Raw genomic sequence first — 16953 nt, 5'->3', positions numbered from 1 at the left:
ACTGTATGAACGTATTAGATTGGCAAAAAGAGGTTAATAAGAGAAAAGATGAATTAATAAAGGATACTCAAAACCTTTTAAGAATCAGAAGTCTGCTGGACGAAGAGAATGCAACAGATGATGCTCCCCTTGGTGAAGGTGTAAAAGAAGCGCTTGATTTCATGCTTGCACTTGGTGAAAAGGATGGATTCACTGCAAAAAACGTCGGCAGTCTGGCTGGTCATCTGGAATTCGGCGAAGGCGAAGAAATTGTTGGAGTACTTTGTCACGTTGACGTGGTTCCAGAAGGGGATGGATGGACAAGCGACCCGTTTGGTGCAGAGATTCGCGATGGAAAAATCTTTGCCAGAGGGGCGATTGACGACAAAGGCCCAACGATGGCTGCTTATTATGCCATGAAAATTGTGAAGGAATTAGAGCTGCCTTTAAGCAAACGGGTCCGAATGATTATCGGAACAGATGAAGAAAGCGACTGGCGCTGTGTGGAGCATTATTTCAAACACGAAGAAATGCCTTCCATTGGATTTGCTCCGGATGCAGATTTCCCAATTATTTATGCTGAAAAAGGCATCTCTGATTTTGATCTTGTCCAAATTGGATACACCGAAGAAGCAGACAGAGAAGTATTGGCAGAGGTTGTCTATTTCCAGGCAGGAAGAAGATATAACATGGTTCCTGATTTTGCAAAAGCCAGTCTTGTGGTTCACCTTGAACATACTGAAGTGGTGCAAAGGTATATTAATTTCCTGAAAAAGACAGAGCTTGAAGGCAAGTATTACATAGATAATGGCGAGCTGATCCTCGAACTCCAGGGAGTCTCAGCACATGGGATGGAGCCTGATAATGGGAAAAATGCCGGTATACTGATGGCATCATTCCTGGCTTCTCTTCAGCTGGATGAGAAGGCATGTCAATATTTTCAGTTTGTTTCACAATACTTATGTGATGATTCCAGAGGAAGAAAGCTTGGCATTGCATGCACGGATGATATTACAGGCGACTTAACCATCAATGTAGGCAAACTTTCATATACGAAGGAAAATGGCGGCCGTTTAGGATTTAATGTACGCTATCCCGTTACAAATGATATGGGAGAAACGAAAAACAAGCTTGAGTCTCTAATCGAAAACGAACATTTCAGATTGGAGAATTTCTCAGATGCCAAGCCTCATCATGTGGAAGAAGATGATGTTTTGATTCAAACACTGAAGAAAGTATACGAACAGCAGACTGGCGAAAAGGCAGAGCTTTTATCCATTGGCGGGGGGACATATGCACGCTCATTGAAATCAGGAGTTGCATTTGGCCCGCTCTTCCCAGGCAGGGAAGATGTCGCACATCAAAAAGATGAATATATGTTTATTGAGGATTTGTTAAAGGCTGCAGCCATTTATGCACAGGCGATTTATGAACTTGCGAAATAACTTTGAAACCTGATATGATGGCTGAAAGATTTTACATACAGCAGACAGATAGACATACAAATCATATACAGGGAGTGTCGGGAAATGGAATATGTCATTTTGAATGGTGATTTGATCGAACGTTCAAAAGCGAAAGTCGATATTGAGGATCGCGGCTATCAATTTGGTGATGGCGTCTATGAAGTAATCCGCGTCTATAACGGGAAAATGTTTACAGCAGATGAGCATCTTGAAAGGCTTCTTGAAAGCGGCAAGAAAATAGAGCTGAACATTCCTTATTCCAAGGATCAGCTTAAACAGATGCTTATAGAGATGATTGAGAGAAATAATCTTGAACTGGGTATTGTTTATATGCAATTTTCCAGGGGGACTTCTCCTAGAAACCATGCATATCCTGGTGCAGATGTTGCACCGGTGCTTACCGCCTATACACGTGAAACCACAAGGCCGGTTGAATCAATGAGAAATGGCGTTAAAGCTATTCTGATTGAAGACATCCGCTGGCTGCGATGTGATATAAAGAGCCTGAATTTGCTGGGCAACATCATGGCGAAGCAAAAAGCAGCCCAATCAGGCAGCTTTGAAGCCATTCAGCATCGCGGAGATACGGTGACTGAGGGAAGTTCTTCCAATATAGCCATTGTAAAGGATGGAACACTTTATACACACCCTGCAACAAATTTGATCTTAAATGGCATTACCCGCCGCAAGATCAATGAGATCTGCAGGGAAACTGGAATAGCACTTAAAGAATCAGCTTTTACTAAGGAAGATTTACTGGCCGCAGATGAAGTCTTTATGTCCAGCACATCAGCCGAAGTTACTCCGATTATCGAGATTGAAGGAAAGCTGATTGGAAATGGAAGTCCAGGACCAATCACAAATAAATTACAGAACCTTTTTGAAGAGTCAATTGAAAAACAGTGCGGCAGCTTGACGGTTAAAATTAGATAATACTTAAACGAAAGACCCCAGGAATTTTTCTGGGGTCTTTTACCTTAGCTTATTCAAACTGAAACAGATCGCTTGAAAGATATCTTTCTCCAGTATCGCAGACAATGAATACGACAACATCGTCCGGCTTTAGCCTTTTTGCAACCTGGATGGCGGCATAGCAGGCAGCTCCTGAGGATGGACCGACTAATATCCCTTCTTCTCTTGCCATTCTGCGTGTGGTATCATATGCTTCTTCATCTTTGATTTGATGGATTTCATCATAAACATCGGTATTGAGAATTTCCGGAACAAATCCGGGACTTGTGCCGACAAGCTTGTGCCTGCCAGGCTTTCCGCCTGATAGGACGGGCGAGCCTTTTGGCTCCACTACATGCACTTCCAACCCCGTATAATGCTCTTTCAGAACTTCACCTGTGCCGGTAATCGTCCCGCCCGTACCTGCCGTGGCAACGAAGGCAGACAGTGGTTTGCCGATTTCCTTCATAGCCTCAATAATTTCGATGGCAGTTGAATGGCGGTGTGCATCAGGGTTAGCGCTATTTTCAAATTGCATCGGCACAAAGCTGTTTGGAATCTCCTCAGCCAGTTCATTTGCTTTATTAATAGCACCGGGCATTTTGTCATCTCCAGGAGTCAGGACAACTTCTGCTCCATATGCTTTCAAAAGGTTGATGCGCTCTGCCGTCATAGTATCAGGCATAACCAGGATGGCTTTATAGCCGCGTGCAGCTGCATTCATTGCCAGCCCGATGCCGGTGTTCCCGCTTGTTGGTTCAATAATGGTTGAACCAGGTTTTAATTTGCCTGCTTTCTCCGCTTCGATAATCATATTATATGCCGCGCGGTCTTTTACACTGCGGCTTGGATTGTAGAATTCAAGCTTTGCATAAATGCTTGCGCCATTTTCAGGTGCCAGCTTATTTAATTTCACAAGTGGAGTATCTCCAATTAAGTCCGCAAGATTGTTGACAACTTTCATCTGACTCTCCCTTTCAAAAATGACTTTATTTAATAACAAGGAAGTTTACTATATAGAATTATTATCTTTGTTATTTTATCGCAGTCTAACGGTCAGTAAGACCCCCACTCAAGACTCAGAGGAATCAAAGGAGGTAAGTGAGGGTCAAACTGACCGTAAAGGCCGAAAAGAAGAACAAAGACTAAGAACGCCACGTCCTGTGGCAACGTCTTTGTGACCCACTTCCTGTGGGCCTCAACTAACAATCAGTGGGGATAAAGAACCCCCCGCTGATTGAAGTTTCACTTTATGTCCATTTGTTTAATTTCACCCTGATAAAGGAAATCTATACCTATCCGTTATATCCATCATACTAAAACAGACTATTCCAATCAAATCAAAAGGAATTGGAAGGAAGACAAAAATAAGAGGATAAACAGAAAGTATCTGCCAATTTCAACAGATGTTTGTTAAAATAAGTGGAAATATGGAGGAATATCAAATGTCCAAACAAATGAATGCTCATTTTTTCTTTGCGGTGAAATTGCCGGTTGAAACAAAGAAAAAATTGAAGGAATATATGGAATGTGCAAGTCTCAAACTGCCTTTTAGCCGCTGGGTCCATCATGAAGATTATCATATTACTTTAGCATTCCTTGGATCGGCCCCCGAAGAAAAACTGCAGAAAGCATCCAGTCTTATCGCTGATTCCATCAAAAACGAAAAGAGTTTTCCGCTGTACATATGCAAACTTGGCGTATTCGGAAAACAAGACGCGCCAAGAATTTTCTGGTGTGGAACACAGCAGGACAAACATCTTCAAGACTTAAGATTGAAAGTATATTCAGCCTGTCAGGAAGCGGGATTTGAGCTGGAGACAAGGCCGTTTAAGCCTCATATCACCATGGCAAGAAAATGGGCCGGCACTGGTCCATTTCAGCAAAGTCTGCTCGATGTTAACAGTCCTTTTAAAGACGGGCATCTGGAGTTTGAGGCTTCAGAAGTTGTTCTATATCAAACTCATCTGGATAAATCGCCGAAATATGAAAGCATTGCCATCTTTCCGCTTTTGGCGGAATAAAATAATTACATACTTAAAAAGTAAATGATAGATAGAAAGTTATTTACGAAAGCAGGGCTAGGAGAATGGGACAGTTAATTAAATTGCAGGATTATGTATCACGTTACCAGCAGGACATTTTTGTTTATCCCTCCCGTTTTGTCAGGCTGAAAAAACAGCAGTGGGATAAATGGCATAAAGCGTGGGAATCAAATGAATCCTTTACCCCTCAATCCGCGCAGCATGATACTGCGGGCACAGCGGACTGGTCCGGTGAAGAAAAAGAGCCGCTGATTGAAAAACTAAAGGGGTTATTAAAACGGAGCAGGAATGAAGAATTTGAGGAATATGATGCTGCCGGAAATGAAGTGAAAAAGGAGGAAGACGTGCTCGAATTTGAAGCCTCCTTTGCTGTACGTCCAGAAACAATTGAGAATCTAAAACACCAGTTTCTGGACCAGCTTTACCGGTTCCAGATGAAATGGGCAACCTCTACACTAACGGAGAAATCATTTCCCGAGAAGCACTACTATTATGATGAAAAGCTAAAGTACTTTCTGCAGAGATATCCGGATACGTATCTTGTCATGTATAATCCGATCTTTTTATTGAAAAGGGCTCCGGTTGAAACAGAAATTATTGTCATAGGGCCGACAGAGGTATGGTGCATCAGCTTTTTGGAGCAGGAAGATTCAGCGGTATTCACAGGTTCAAAGGATAGATTCTGGATAAAAAAGGGGAAAGGGGAAGAAAAAAAAGTCCTGAATCCACTGCTTGCATTAAATAGAACAGAAAAAATTATCCAAAAAATATTTGAAATTCATTCTATTGAATTGCCGGTTAAAAAAGCTGTTCTTACGCGAAATGGCTATATTGATTATCCTGCAGCACCGATAGATGTGCAGCTGGTCGAGAAAAGGAACTATGATCAATGGTTTCAGGCAATGAGAAGTCAGCGTTCTCCCCTCAAGCATGCTCAATTAAAAGGAGCACAGGCACTGCTTCAATATTGCCAGACTGCATCAGTCAAAAGGCTGGAGTGGGAGAATCGGAATGAATCCTGAAACGTTCCACGGGGATAAACCACTTATGTTCATTATTAATCCGCAGGCGAAAAATGGTTATTGCCTGAAAGTCTGGGGAAAAGTTGAGCAGATGCTGAAAAAGGCAAATATCTCTTACTATGCAGTCAGGACAGAATACTGCGGCCATGCAAGGGAATTGGCAAAGATTTATATAGAACAGGCAGGCGGACAAAGATTGTATCTTGTTGCTGTGGGCGGAGACGGAACGGTTCATGAAGTGATGAATGGCGCGGCGGGTCATCATAATGTAACTGTCGGTTTTATTCCAGGAGGGTCCGGGAACGACTTCTCGCGGGGCTTTGATATCCCTAAAGACCCGGAGGAATCTTTAACCGCAATACTTAAGGGAATCAGCCATCCTGTGAAGGCCGATATCGGAATGATTAGACACACTGATGGGAAAACAACATATTTTATTAATAATATGGGTGCAGGATTTGATGCACTGATTTCCCGGAAAGTAAACAGTTCAAAGTTGAAGGGTATCTTGAATCAGCTTTCTCTGGGCCAATTTGTATACGCTCTCTTTCTTATAAAAGAGCTGTTTTTCTATAAATGCTCTGATCTTGAAATCATCATTGACGGAAAAAAACATCAAATAAGGTCAGCATGGTTTATCACTATTTCCAATCAGCCATTCTACGGAGGCGGTATGAAGATTTCTCCGGATGCAAACCCTTTTGATGGAATTCTAAATGTTACGGTAGTCCACAATATATCCAAGATTAAACTTTTGTTTGTATTTGCCTCTGTCTTCAAAGGGAGACATATAGGATTTAAAGAAGTCGCAATTCTGCAGGGCAAAAATATCAGCATTCGTTCATCACACCCCATCCCTGCCCACGCAGATGGCGAGGTTATGGACAGCACACCGATTTCAGCAACTGTTTGCCCGGAATTCATTTCAATAATTAAAGGATATGTTAAAGAAGGGTGATGATTTTTAGGAGAGAGCTGCTCTTAAATTACCGTCCTACTAAGCAAAGGAGCTGAGTTCGGAATGATAACGATTGAACGGACTTTTAATGCATACCTGGATGAAATGCACATCATTACGATTCTACTTCCTTTCAGCTATCATCAGGGACGTTCTTCCGGTTTCTCTCTCCTTTCAGACGTGGAGGAAGAGTTTCCTGTAGACATATTGCAAAGCAGCCCGATTGAGGACGCTGTTAAATATACATGCAAAATAGACCATGATGTGGAATTCGGGAAACAATACTGGATAATGGATGAGTATGGCGGAAAAACAGACCTGCAAATCGGAGCGGTCATTCGAACAAGTGATTTTGATGAGAAGTTCTATTATGACGGACCACTGGGTATATCGTACAGCAAAGAAAAGACATGCTTCAGGCTCTGGGCTCCGACAGCCGCAATGGTAAAGCTGAAGCTAAAAGAAGCATTGGAGGGGGAAGAGGAGCTTTTTCCGATGACAAGAGGCGAGAAGGGAGTCTGGAGCTGTGAAGTAACCGGCGACCTGGATCGTTTTCTTTATTCTTTCCTGGTATGCATTAACCTGGAGTGGAAAGAAGCTGTAGATCCATATGCTGTGTCCTCGGCTATGAATGGTGAATATGGTGCTGTCGTCAATCTGGAAAGTACAAAAATAAAGAAGCCGGAGCTTCCACCGCTCCATCAGCCGACAGATGCTATTATATATGAAACACATATCAGGGATTTTACCATTCATCCAGGGAGCGGGGCACAACAGAAAGGCCTATATCTGGGAGCAGGCGAGACAAACACTGTTGGCAGTGACGGGGAGCCGACATGCCTGTCATATGTCAAACAGCTCGGTGTAACTCACATTGAATTTCTGCCTGTCCATGACTTTGAAGGTGTAAATGAAGAAAGTCCAAAAGAAGAATACAACTGGGGGTATAATCCCCTCCATTTTAATGTCCCGGAAGGAAGCTATTCTTCCAATCCCCTGGATCCCTATTCACGGATTAGAGAGTTGAAAGCTTTGATTCAGGCTGTTCATTCCCAGGGGCTTAGAGTCATAATGGACGTAGTCTACAACCATGTATATATTCGTGAGCATTCTTCTTTTGAAAAAATCGTACCGGGCTATTTCTTCCGCCATGATCAATATGGAATGCCTTCAAATGGCACCGGAGTTGGAAATGACTTTGCTTCTGAGCGCCTGATGGCCAGGAAATTCATTGCTGATTCTGTATCATACTGGATGAAGGAATATCAAATTGATGGTTTCAGGTTTGATTTGATGGGTATCCTCGATATCGAAACGATGAATGAGGTTCACAGAATTTCGGAATCAATTGACCCTGCTGCCATTATCATTGGAGAAGGATGGGATTTGAATACCCCTATACCGGAAGACCGGAAAGCAAGCATCCGCAATCAGGAAAAGCTGCCGGGAATCGGCCAATTCAATGACTGGTTCAGAGATTCCGTCAAAGGCAGCACCTTTAATTTATATGATAAAGGATATGCGTTAGGGAATGACCATTACTATGATGCGGCGAAGCAGGTATTGGCCGGAAGCATTGGCCTTGAAAAAAAGGAGAAAGGCATCTTCCTTTCCCCGTCGCAATCAGTAAATTATGTGGAATCCCATGATAATCACACTCTATGGGATAAAATCCTGGTTTGTTCTGAAAATGCGGATTCGATTACACAGCAAAAAAAGCACCGTTTGGCAACCGTAATGGTACTCCTGTCACAGGGAATTCCATTTCTGCATAGCGGGCAGGAATTTTATCGGACCAAAGGCGGGAATGGAAACAGCTACCGAGCTCCAGACTCCATCAATCAACTGGACTGGGAGAGAAAATCACGTTATTTTAATAATGTTGAATATATTAAAGGGATGATCAGCATTAGAAGGTCAATTCCTCTTTTCAGGCTTGCCGATGCCGGATTAATCCGGAATTCCATGCAGTTCATGGATATTAAAAAACCGCTAATTGGTTATGTCTTAACCAGCTCTGATCAAAATGCCGGGTGCAGCCATGCAGCAGTTATTATCAATCCTACAGCGACGGAAGAAGAAATCCTGCTTCCTGATGGGGATTGGGACCTTATTGCTGATGAACATACCGCCGGTAATTCCACCATACGCAAGATAAGCACCAGATTGACAATTCCGCCATTAAGTTCATATGTACTGGTTTGCAGAAAATAGTAACAGGCTGCTGCTTTTTTCTGCAAACATTACCCTTAATTAGAAAATACTGATATAACGACCGGAAAAAACATCATTTTTCCTGATGATATTCCGTAAACCTAAATAGTTGCACTTGACGAAAAAAGCCAGTAAGAATAAAATTTATAAAGATGGCTATTGTGAGGAACTTACATCAATAGCTCTTTTTTTATTTTTAAGTTCCCGTTACATGGCTGGTTTTATATTTGCTTATTACTTTTGTGCATTATTGGTGCTTTACTTAATTAACCTGATAAACAGCTATATTTTGCGAAAATGCATTATAGTCGAATAGAACATAACATTACTAAGCAACGGCCCTTTTATCGGCCATGGCAAAATAAGTCTTGATGCAAAAAACAGGGCTTATTTTTCAACTCAAGCTATTTAACAACCAATGGCTTACTAAATTGCAGGTGAACAATTTTGGAACATTTATTTGGACATGACTGGGAGATTGTTCCCGCCGGAGGGGCGACAGGGGAAGCTTTTTATGCAAAGAATGATGAGCAGAGGCTTTTTCTTAAAAGAAACTCTTCTCCTTTCCTGGCGGTTCTATCTGCGGAAGGAATCGTCCCGAAACTTATCTGGACAAAAAGAATGGAAAATGGGGACGTTATAACTGCCCAGCAATGGCTTAATGGACGGGAGCTGAAAGCTTCTGACATGAACCGGGAAAGCGTGGCAAAGCTTTTGAGGAAGATTCACTCTTCAAAGCCGCTGCTTGGTATGCTGACAAGAATGGGGAAGTCTCCGCTGCAGCCTGAAACTCTTCTGCATTTGATAGAGGAAGAGCTGGACTTTGATCTGAAGGAGCAGGATGCTGTTATTCAGTCAGTCGATTTCCTGAAAAAAGAAGTCTCGCATATCCGCTGTGAAGAAAATACGGTGTGCCACTGCGATGTGAATCATAACAACTGGCTGCTTGCGGAAAACAACCAGCTGTACTTGATTGATTGGGATGGAGCCATGATAGCAGATCCCGCCATCGACCTGGGCATGCTGCTATATTGGTACATTCCTAAAGAAGAATGGCCGAATTGGCTTGAGCGGTATGGCATTCAATTGACAGATGATTTGCTGCTCCGGATGAAATGGTATGTGATTGCACAGACTTTGACATCTATCCAATGGCATAAAAATAAATTCCGATTCCAGGAAATGGACAAGTGGCTTTCTTACCTGGATGAGCTTCTTTGAGATTTACGAAAATTGATCAATATCCTGTACCCATTGTGATAAATCATTCTGATGGGATTCAATGTGGGTATCCAATTGGGAAGAATTGATTCCATGCTGACTGTATTCATAAATTTCTTCTAATACTGTTTTTACGTTTTGTTTAATGTTTCCGTTGATCATTAATGATTTAACCAGGCGTTCCAATTGTTCACATTCTGAAATAGAGCCACAGCAATCTGTCTGATGATTGCTTAAAATATCTTTTAATAAATTTAATTGATCCTGGTGTCCAAGCGGCATGAAAAACACCCTTTCTTTTGAATCTGAAAATAAAAGCAAAAGGAATTCACTTTTAGGTTGTGGATTCCTTTTTTATTTATTCATGGGCGGAATGTAATTTAAGTGTATAAATGTCATCTGGTTAAACTACAAACAAGGGATGAACCTATTTAGCAAAAATAAAGTTGCATCACCGGGATGGGCATGATATTGTTTGAACGATATTAATTTTTAGGAGTGTCAATATGCGACAGCGAAATAAACCTTGGGCGAAGGATAAATTAGCCGAATATACTCAATACGTAATTTCAGAACCTGAAAAATATAAAGGAAAATGGAATGAAGCTTTCGATAAAAATCAGCCCCTTCATATAGAAATTGGGACAGGCAAAGGCCGCTTCGTAACTGGTATGGCAAAAGCAAACCCGGATATCAACTATATTGGAATCGAGCTGGCTGAAAGCGTGATTGTCACCGCTCTGGATCGTATCATCGAGGAGGAGCTTCCAAATGTAAAGCTTTTGAATGTGAATGCCAATGATTTGCGGAATTACTTTGAAAAAGGCGAAGTCAATCGTGTCTACCTCAATTTTTCAGATCCATGGCCGAAGAAGCGTCATGCAAAACGCAGGCTGACTTATAGAAGCTTCCTGGAAATTTATGAAGATATCCTTGTGGATAAAGGAGAAATCCACTTTAAGACTGATAACCAGGGATTGTTTGAATCTTCTCTTATGAGCTTTTCCGATTACGGCATGCTGCTGACGTTTGTCAGCCTCGACCTTCACAACAGTGATTATGAAGGAAACATCATGACCGAATATGAAGAAAAGTTTTCCTCAAGGGGAAGCCGTATATTCCGGTGTGAAGTGCAATACAGATAATCTAGTCTATCCATATGGATAGACTTTTTTACTGCGCATAAATAGTTTAAATATTTCTAAAAGTAAGCGCTTAAATGTTATGATGAGGTAAGGAAAAAAGCGAGCGCTTGCTCAGAAAGAATAAATGGAGGAGATAATAATGGAAACATTGAAGTTAAAGAACATAAAGATGTCCTGGCTTCGCGGCGGTGTCACATATCTTGACGGCGGAGCCATGTTTGGTGTAGTTCCGAAGCCTTTGTGGTCAAAAAGATATCCATGCAATGAAAGAAATCAGATCGAGCTGAGAACAGATCCCATTCTTATTCAATTTGACGGCAAGAATATTCTAGTCGAAACAGGTCTGGGAAACGGGAAACTGGATGAAAAACAGAAGAGGAATTTCGGAGCGCTTGAAGAGTCGTTTGTTGAACAGGATTTAGCCAAGCACGGTTTGTCCCTCGGGGATATCGATTATATCCTTATGACGCATCTTCATTTTGATCATGCCTGCGGACTGACAAAACCGGAAGAAGGAAAATTCTCGTCTGTATTTCCGAATGCCAGAATCATCGCATCACGGGTGGAATGGGAGGAAATGAGAAATCCTAATATTCGTTCAAGAAATACATATTGGAAGGAAAACTGGGAGTCCATTCAGGATCAGGTGGAAGTTTTTGAAGAGGAGTGGACACTCGGCCCAATTAAAATGGTGCATACAGGCGGCCATAGTGACGGACATTCCATCCTGGTTATAGAAGATGAAGACGATATCGTCATTCATATGGCTGATATCATGCCAACACATGCCCATGCAAATGTTTTATGGGTCCTCGCTTATGATGACTACCCGATGGATTCCATCAGCGCCAAGGAAAAATGGATGGAATACGGCATGAAAAAAAACGCCTGGTTCACTTTTTACCATGATGCTTTTTACAGGGCAGTCAAGTGGGGTGAAGCAGGAAATATTGCTGAAAAAGTGGAAAAGCAAAAAAGCTAAAAAATCCCCATCCGGGGATTTTTTAATACAGCTCTGCTGCTGGCGATTAATGCAGCGGGAAGACGTCCAAAATGGCTCCAGTCTCCGCATCGGCAATGAACTCATACTGCTCGGCTTCCTCACCGGAAAATCTTGAAATGCCGCCCTTATAAACCTGATATTTCAAATGTCCCTTTTCATAAGGTTCAGCTTTCATTTGAATCCATGATCCGCTTATCGGACCTTCCTGTTTAAATGCATCCTTTGCATTAGCTAAAGCTTTTTCCGGGGAAACGGAAGTTTTCTGCGAAAGCAATTCCCTTGCTGCGTATCCGCTTGCCAAACCAACACCTACACCTAACATAAAAGATTTCCAATTCATAATTGCACCTCCCCAGGCTGATGATATAAGCAGTTCATTATTAAAATTTTCTGTTTTCCAAATCTATCTTACCAAAAATAGGCTGGAACTAAAATAAATATTGCATTTCGTCAGTCGAAATTTCCTGTCTGAAATGGTGGAAAGACGTATGAAAGTTCTGTAAAATAAAATTATACATATCTGCATAGACAATCTATTGATTGAAAAAGGAGAAGAATATATGAACGAAAATACTTTGCAGCTTTTTAAAACATTGACAGAGTTGCCGGGAGCACCTGGAAACGAGCATTTAGTCCGGAAATTCATGCGCGAACAAATCAGCCAATATACAGATGAAGTTGTTCAGGATAAGCTGGGAGGCATCTTCGGAGTTAAAAGAGGGGATGAAGGCGGTCCGACTGTAATGGTAGCAGGACATATGGATGAAGTGGGATTCATGGTCACCAGCATTACAGATAATGGCATGATCCGTTTTCAGACACTTGGAGGCTGGTGGAGCCAGGTTTTACTGGCACAAAGAGTACAAATTATTACAGATCATGGACCTGTGACAGGAGTTATCGGTTCCATTCCTCCGCATCTTTTAGACGAAGCAAAGCGCACAAAGCCGATGGAAATAAAGAATATGCTGATTGACATTGGGGCGGATGACCGTGAAGATGCTAAAAGAATAGGCATTAAGCCAGGGCAGCAAATTCTGCCGATTTGTCCATTCACACCAATGGCAAATGAAAAGAAAATTTTGGCGAAAGCATGGGATAACCGTTATGGATGCGGCTTGGCGGTGGAGCTTTTAGAGGAAGTCCAGAATGAAGCTCTTCCTAATATCCTTTATTCAGGAGCAACAGTTCAGGAAGAAGTTGGCTTAAGAGGTGCACAGACTGCAGCGAATATGATCAATCCTGATATTTTCTTTGCGCTGGATGCAAGCCCTGCCAACGATATGACAGGGGATAAAAATGAGTTCGGGCACTTAGGCAAGGGAGCTCTGCTGCGGATACTTGACCGTTCAATGGTAACGCACCGGGGCATGAGGGAATTTGTACTGGATACAGCCGAAACGAATAACATCCCATATCAGTATTTCGTCTCACAGGGCGGAACAGACGCTGGAAAAGTTCATGTATCCAACGAAGGTGTTCCCAGTGCAGTAATCGGCATCTGCTCCCGCTATATTCACACACATGCATCCATCGTGCATGTCGACGATTATGCAGCGGCAAAAGAATTGCTTATTAAACTTGTAAAGTCTTGTGACCGTTCAACAGTAGATACGATCCGCCAGAACAGTTAACCGGATGAGACAGCATGTGCTGTCTCTTTTTCCTGTCAAAAGAAAGGAGCTCTTATGAAAATCATCATTGGGTCAAAAAATCCTGCAAAGATTTCGGCAGTACAAGCTGCCTTTAGTGATTATGAAGCTGACATCATGTCCGAAGATGTGCCCTCAGGTGTGAACGATCAGCCATTTTCGGATGAAGAAACTATAAAAGGGGCCATCAACAGAGCTTATGGAGCACTCGAAATATCCGGAGGTCAAATCGGCATTGGGTTAGAGGGCGGTGTGCAAAAAACAGAATATGGGTTTTTTCTCTGTAACTGGGGGGCACTGGCGGAAAAAGGGCAGCCTCCGATTATTGCAGGCGGAGCCAGGATTCCTCTTCCTGATGCTGTTGCAGAAAGGCTATCAGCCGGCGAAGAACTGGGCCCTGTCATGGATGATTACGCCAAAAAAGAAAACATCCGTAAAAATGAAGGGGCAGTTGGCATTTTTACAAATGGACAGATCGACCGTTCTGCCATGTTCTCGCATGTCATGAAGCTTCTTATCGGGCAATATGAATATAGAAAAAGGGGATAGCATAGCGCTACCCCCTTTTTTTATTCGGTTTCAAAGATGTACGACAAAACTTTCAATGCCTGGCTGACAGTTTCAACAGTAACATTTGCTTTGCTTGAAAGCTCTTTTAGAGGATGGTGAAGTTCCTTTGGACGGATAAGGATCAGCGGCTTTCCAAGTGCGGCAGCTGCGCTTGCATCCATGGCGGTGTTCCATTGCTTGTACTTCTCACCAAATAATGCAATCACCAGATCTGATTTTTGCATTAGAAGATGTGTTCTTAAGTTATTAATGCCTGAAGCAGCTTCATCCCGAAGTATTGCATCCGGCTGCGTCCCGAGAATTTCCTCACCAATCATGTCAGAACGGTCATGATTTTCCATGGGACCTGTAAAATGTACAGGCAGCTGTAATAATTTCGCTTTTTCCTTTATTTCATTCCGCCAATTGGAATGTATTTCGCCTGCTAAATAGACGGTTATTTCCATTCTTTTTCCTCCCTTATGCAATATTCTTATATTTTAACATTTCTTCTAGGAAGTAACGCAGTGAAAAGGCTGCCAATCCTGATATGCAGGGTTGTCAGACTATTGAGAAGAAATGTATGATAGGGAAGGATATGAGAATCCATGCAAGGAGGGGACAATAGAATGAGTAAAAGATTCACCGCAGCCTTGCTCTTATTTATTTCATTTATACTGCTCAGTGCCTGTTCAGCATCGTTGGAAGAAGAGCAAACCGCCGCAAAGAATGCTGCAGAGGAAGCATTTAACCAATCACCTGAAAAGACAAATCATAAGTTTGAAGATATAAAATATTATTTGCCTTTCGGCTATGAGGTAGAAGAGGAAAGCCCAAATAACATCATCCTAAAAAATGGCTCGAAACGCTATATCCTTTTTTACAACCAGCATGAAGGTCCGGACAGCAAGATTGTTTATGATGCTACCTTAAAGCAGAAAGATGAATTTGAAGTTAAAGAGACATTTACAAAAGAGGGACATAATGGCTTCCTATTAATCAACAGCGGAAAAAAAGACGAACATGAATTGGTCGTCGGGATTGGCGGCGTAAAATTATCAACGCAGGCTAAAACCAGAAACTTATCCTCTGACGCCGCTGCGATGATGGAAATAGCCAATTCTGTTCAAATGAATAACTAAAGCGAGGGGCGCTGCCCTTCGTTTTTTTTTGTCTTAATAAGCAGCTGAACCTTTAATTGATATAATAGAAAGCCCCTGATAGAAGAACAATAAAAATACAGAAGATTTTATATTACAAGTGTCTTTACATATGTTATCTTATAAATGCAGAACTTTTACATAGGGGGAAAATTATGAGAGCTTTCCTGAATCAAAAAGGGGTTACCCTTTCAGCTAAAGTTTATTTTATAGATGCCCTGAGCAGCATGGCGCTGGGCTTGTTTGCTTCGCTGATCATCGGGCTGATTATTAAGACAATTGGCGAACAGACTGATATCAAATATTTGCAGGATATGGGCATTCTGGCTATGGGGCTGATGGGCCCTGCTATTGGAGTGGCAGTTGCATACGGACTGAATGCTCCGCCGCTGGTTGTTTTTTCAGCCATCGCAAGCGGGGCTGCCGGGGCGGCTCTTGGGGGTCCGGCAGGGAGCTTCGCTGCAGCCCTTATTTCCACGGAACTTGGTAAATTGGTCAGTAAGGAAACAAAAGTGGATATCATTGCAACACCGCTTGTAACCATTGCATCGGGTTATGTCGTATCTACACTTATTGGACCCGGAATTGACTTTGGGATGAAAAGCTTTGGCAGCCTGATCATGTGGGGAACCGAACAAAGGCCGATCCTCATGGGCATCATCGTCGCGGTATTAATGGGACTTGCCTTGACCGCTCCCATCTCTTCAGCTGCCATTGCGCTTATGCTTGATTTGCACGGAGTTGCAGCAGGAGCTGCCACAATTGGCTGTGCAGCACAAATGGTCGGCTTCGCTGTGAGCAGCTACAGGGAAAATAAAATGGGCGGTTTAATTGCGATAGGAATTGGAACATCCATGCTGCAGGTTCCTAATATTATTAGGAACCCGCGCATCCTTATTCCACCTACAATCGCAGGAGCGATCCTCGCACCGTTTGGCACGACCATCTGGCTAATGGAAAACAATGCTGCAGGGGCAGGGATGGGTACAAGCGGGCTTGTTGGCCAGATTATGACTTTTACCACGATGGGCTTTGGCCCGGACGTTTGGATGAAGGTCATCGTCTTGCATATTATTGGACCCGCTCTCATCAGCCTGATATTATCTGAATATATGAGGAAGAAGGGCTGGATCCAATTTGGAGACATGCATATCAGCACAGGGGGCGTAAGAAAATGAAAAAATTGGAATCAATGGAGCAATTTAACGAGATGCGCAGCAGCGGGAAACACATTTTCATGTTTTCAGCAGACTGGTGTCCTGATTGCCGGGTGATTGAACCGGTATTGCCTGAAGTAGAAGCAAAATATAGTGACTATAATTTCGTTTATGTAGACCGCGATCAATTCATTGATCTTTGCATTGAGCTTGATGTCTTTGGCATTCCGAGCTTCATTGGATACAGGGATGGCCAGGAGCTCGGCCGCTTTGTCAGCAAAGACCGCAAAACACAGGAAGAAATCGAGAACTTTATTCAAACTCTGGAAAACTAGGCATGGCACTGATTTAATAAATGTCAGCTTCAGCGCCTGCCCCCTCGATTTGCAGTGGGGGCAAGGTGCTTCTGCTTTTAAGCCCTCCTGCATCTT

18 protein-coding genes are annotated in these 16953 nt (G+C 42.6%); 14 read left to right on the top strand and 4 right to left on the bottom strand.

Annotated elements, in window-relative coordinates:
- The first annotated feature begins 5 nt into the window (after positions 1 to 5).
- Together pepV and dat are read left to right on the top strand one after the other, a co-directional pair.
- A complete protein-coding gene (gene pepV, locus ACTHRG_RS21440) occupies positions 6 to 1424 on the top strand; it encodes a dipeptidase PepV (protein WP_440231951.1) in 1419 nt (472 codons plus the stop codon).
- A gap of 84 nt (positions 1425 to 1508) precedes the next feature.
- The gene (gene dat, locus ACTHRG_RS21435) at positions 1509 to 2378 is read left to right on the top strand and encodes a D-amino-acid transaminase (protein WP_076261903.1); all 870 of its coding nucleotides are present in this window, start codon (positions 1509 to 1511) and stop codon (positions 2376 to 2378) included.
- 49 nt (positions 2379 to 2427) lie between these two features.
- On the opposite strand, the gene cysK is transcribed toward dat, so the two are convergent.
- Positions 2428 to 3360 (bottom strand): cysteine synthase A, encoded by a 933-nt coding sequence (cysK, locus tag ACTHRG_RS21430; RefSeq protein ID WP_440231949.1) that lies wholly within the window; start codon positions 3358 to 3360, stop codon positions 2428 to 2430.
- A gap of 481 nt (positions 3361 to 3841) precedes the next feature.
- Here cysK and thpR point away from each other — a divergent pair, with 481 nt between their 5' ends.
- The 5 genes from thpR (at position 3842) to ACTHRG_RS21405 (ending at position 9856) form a co-directional block, all read left to right on the top strand.
- Positions 3842 to 4420 (top strand): RNA 2',3'-cyclic phosphodiesterase, encoded by a 579-nt coding sequence (gene thpR / locus ACTHRG_RS21425; RefSeq protein ID WP_440231947.1) that lies wholly within the window; start codon positions 3842 to 3844, stop codon positions 4418 to 4420.
- Positions 4421 to 4485: 65 nt separating this feature from the next.
- A complete protein-coding gene (locus tag ACTHRG_RS21420) occupies positions 4486 to 5463 on the top strand; it encodes a nuclease-related domain-containing protein (protein WP_076261908.1) in 978 nt (325 codons plus the stop codon).
- The gene (locus ACTHRG_RS21415; protein ID WP_440231946.1) at positions 5453 to 6421 is read left to right on the top strand and encodes a diacylglycerol/lipid kinase family protein; all 969 of its coding nucleotides are present in this window, start codon (positions 5453 to 5455) and stop codon (positions 6419 to 6421) included. The genes ACTHRG_RS21420 and ACTHRG_RS21415 overlap by 11 nt, the downstream gene beginning before the upstream one ends.
- 63 nt (positions 6422 to 6484) lie before the next feature.
- Positions 6485 to 8635 carry a type I pullulanase gene (pulA, locus tag ACTHRG_RS21410; RefSeq protein ID WP_076261912.1) on the top strand — a complete coding sequence of 717 codons (2151 nt, stop codon included), beginning with the start codon at positions 6485 to 6487 and terminating at the stop codon, positions 8633 to 8635.
- Positions 8636 to 9082: 447 nt separating this feature from the next.
- A complete protein-coding gene (locus ACTHRG_RS21405; protein WP_076261915.1) occupies positions 9083 to 9856 on the top strand; it encodes a phosphotransferase family protein in 774 nt (257 codons plus the stop codon).
- Between the two features lie 3 nt (positions 9857 to 9859).
- Here ACTHRG_RS21405 and ACTHRG_RS21400 read toward each other — a convergent pair whose 3' ends face one another.
- Positions 9860 to 10138 carry a YtzH-like family protein gene (locus ACTHRG_RS21400; RefSeq protein WP_076261918.1) on the bottom strand — a complete coding sequence of 93 codons (279 nt, stop codon included), beginning with the start codon at positions 10136 to 10138 and terminating at the stop codon, positions 9860 to 9862.
- A gap of 224 nt (positions 10139 to 10362) precedes the next feature.
- On the opposite strand from ACTHRG_RS21400, the gene trmB reads away from it, so the two are divergent.
- Positions 10363 to 11001, top strand: coding sequence for a tRNA (guanosine(46)-N7)-methyltransferase TrmB (gene trmB / locus ACTHRG_RS21395; protein WP_440231945.1), 639 nt, complete (start codon positions 10363 to 10365; stop codon positions 10999 to 11001).
- 139 nt (positions 11002 to 11140) lie between these two features.
- The gene (locus ACTHRG_RS21390) at positions 11141 to 11983 is read left to right on the top strand and encodes a YtnP family quorum-quenching lactonase (protein ID WP_440231943.1); all 843 of its coding nucleotides are present in this window, start codon (positions 11141 to 11143) and stop codon (positions 11981 to 11983) included.
- Positions 11984 to 12029: 46 nt separating this feature from the next.
- Here ACTHRG_RS21390 and ACTHRG_RS21385 read toward each other — a convergent pair whose 3' ends face one another.
- Positions 12030 to 12344 (bottom strand): PepSY domain-containing protein, encoded by a 315-nt coding sequence (locus ACTHRG_RS21385; protein ID WP_076261924.1) that lies wholly within the window; start codon positions 12342 to 12344, stop codon positions 12030 to 12032.
- Between the two features lie 220 nt (positions 12345 to 12564).
- Here ACTHRG_RS21385 and ACTHRG_RS21380 point away from each other — a divergent pair, with 220 nt between their 5' ends.
- On the top strand, positions 12565 to 13638 hold the full coding sequence (locus tag ACTHRG_RS21380; protein ID WP_440231941.1) for a M42 family metallopeptidase: 1074 nt from the start codon (positions 12565 to 12567) through the stop codon (positions 13636 to 13638).
- A 54-nt stretch (positions 13639 to 13692) separates the two neighbouring features.
- Positions 13693 to 14205: a DUF84 family protein gene (locus ACTHRG_RS21375; RefSeq protein WP_440231939.1), complete on the top strand. Its 513-nt coding sequence runs from the start codon at positions 13693 to 13695 to the stop codon at positions 14203 to 14205.
- Between the two features lie 20 nt (positions 14206 to 14225).
- Here the strand turns inward: ACTHRG_RS21375 and ACTHRG_RS21370 are convergent, their stop codons facing one another.
- Positions 14226 to 14672, bottom strand: a complete 447-nt coding sequence (locus tag ACTHRG_RS21370; RefSeq protein ID WP_440231937.1) for a YtoQ family protein — start codon at positions 14670 to 14672, stop codon at positions 14226 to 14228.
- 162 nt (positions 14673 to 14834) lie between these two features.
- On the opposite strand from ACTHRG_RS21370, the gene ACTHRG_RS21365 reads away from it, so the two are divergent.
- The 3 genes from ACTHRG_RS21365 (at position 14835) to ACTHRG_RS21355 (ending at position 16857) form a co-directional block, all read left to right on the top strand.
- Positions 14835 to 15347, top strand: a complete 513-nt coding sequence (locus ACTHRG_RS21365) for a hypothetical protein (protein ID WP_076261935.1) — start codon at positions 14835 to 14837, stop codon at positions 15345 to 15347.
- 173 nt (positions 15348 to 15520) lie between these two features.
- A complete protein-coding gene (locus ACTHRG_RS21360) occupies positions 15521 to 16543 on the top strand; it encodes a PTS transporter subunit IIC (protein WP_440231935.1) in 1023 nt (340 codons plus the stop codon).
- The gene (locus tag ACTHRG_RS21355) at positions 16540 to 16857 is read left to right on the top strand and encodes a thioredoxin family protein (protein WP_076261939.1); all 318 of its coding nucleotides are present in this window, start codon (positions 16540 to 16542) and stop codon (positions 16855 to 16857) included. Before ACTHRG_RS21360 ends, ACTHRG_RS21355 begins: the two co-directional genes overlap by 4 nt.
- The last annotated feature ends 96 nt before the right edge of the window (positions 16858 to 16953 follow it).

It is taken from the genome of Cytobacillus sp. SAFR-174 (assembly GCF_051964675.1).
Lineage (GTDB): Bacteria > Bacillota > Bacilli > Bacillales > Cytobacillaceae > Cytobacillus.
The sequence above is the reverse complement of the archived record's forward strand: the minus strand, read 5'-3'. Positions and strand labels throughout refer to the sequence as shown.